The following is a 661-nucleotide window of genomic DNA, read 5'->3' as shown; positions in this document are numbered from 1 at the left end:
GGCGACCAGGAGCTGTCGTTCAACGGCTGCTTCGAGGGCTGCCGCGGCGACGAGGAGTGCCCGCCGCCCGAGTGCGACATCGTCAACGAGTGAGCGACGATCCGCTCGCCGGGGATCCGGGCTGGATCCCCACCACCCTCCCACACCTGCTGGTCGGTGACCCGGCGGCCCAGCTCCTGGGTCAGCCCGTCGGTCAGGCTCCCGTCTCGGTGCGCTGGTTCAAGGACGAGGCCGGGGCCCTGGTCGGCAAGGCCTGGTTCGGCCCGCGGGCCGAGGGGCCGCCCGGCCACGCCCACGGCGGCAGCATGGCGGCCGTGCTCGACGAGGCCATGGGCGGCGCCGCCTGGATCGCCGGGCACCCGGTGCTGGCGGGGGAGATCAGCGTGCGCTTCGAGCGGTCGCTGCCGCTGCTGCGGTCGTGCCGCGTGAGCGCGGCCGTCGGGGCCGTCGAGGGTCGCAAGGTGCGGACGTCGGGGCGGCTCGTCGGGCCGGACGGCACCGTGCACGCCACCGCGACGGGGACGTTCCTCACCCTCACCCGCGGGCCGCGAGCGACGTGACCATCACCGGGTTCATCCAGGACGAGGCGGGGGACTGGATCGCGCTGCTCGCCTGCGGGCACCGCCGGCACGTCCGGCACCGGCCGCCCCTGGTGGAGCGG

2 protein-coding genes are annotated in these 661 nt (G+C 75.8%); both read left to right on the top strand.

Features of this window, described 5'->3' with window-relative positions; genetic code table 11:
• Nucleotides 1-89: 89 nt before the first annotated feature.
• A complete protein-coding gene (locus tag KDM41_18325; GenBank protein ID MCB1185381.1) occupies nt 90-560 on the top strand; it encodes a PaaI family thioesterase in 471 nt (156 codons plus the stop codon).
• Nucleotides 557-661 (top strand): DUF3565 domain-containing protein (locus KDM41_18320; GenBank protein ID MCB1185380.1); only part of this gene is annotated, 105 nt, incomplete at its 3' end. The genes KDM41_18325 and KDM41_18320, both read left to right, overlap by 4 nt.

Source organism: bacterium (genome assembly GCA_020440705.1).
Taxonomy (GTDB): domain Bacteria; phylum Krumholzibacteriota; class Krumholzibacteriia; order LZORAL124-64-63; family LZORAL124-64-63; genus JAGRNP01.
Note: the sequence above shows the minus strand (reverse complement) of the source record. Positions and strands in the feature narration are given on the sequence as shown.